This window comes from Roseivirga ehrenbergii (genome assembly GCF_001593005.1).
Classification (GTDB): Bacteria; Bacteroidota; Bacteroidia; order Cytophagales; family Cyclobacteriaceae; genus Roseivirga; species Roseivirga ehrenbergii.
On the sequence record NZ_LQZQ01000037.1, the window covers coordinates 1 to 229 of the forward strand.

The window sequence follows — 229 nt, forward strand, 5'->3', positions numbered from 1 at the left end:
AATCACCAAAGCTTTATTTGCTCCCAATGAATTGGCTGCGCCCGGAGTGGCCAAAGTCAAAGTAGCATCATTACCTGGGGAATCTTTTATCGTTCCTCCATTCAATGTTAATGAATTGGTTGCAACATAATCCAAGTCAGCACTTACATCACCTGATTGTACTGTGTAATTGAAGATCAAAGTATTCGAACCTGAACCAGAAGAGTAGTTCACTGTTCTATCTGTTGTT

Annotated in this window: 1 protein-coding gene; it reads right to left on the reverse strand. The window is 40.2% G+C overall.

Going from position 1 to position 229, the window contains the following annotated elements; all coding sequences use genetic code 11:
• The coding region (locus MB14_RS10250) for a hypothetical protein (protein WP_157716581.1) at positions 1-229 on the reverse strand (229 nt) is incomplete at both ends.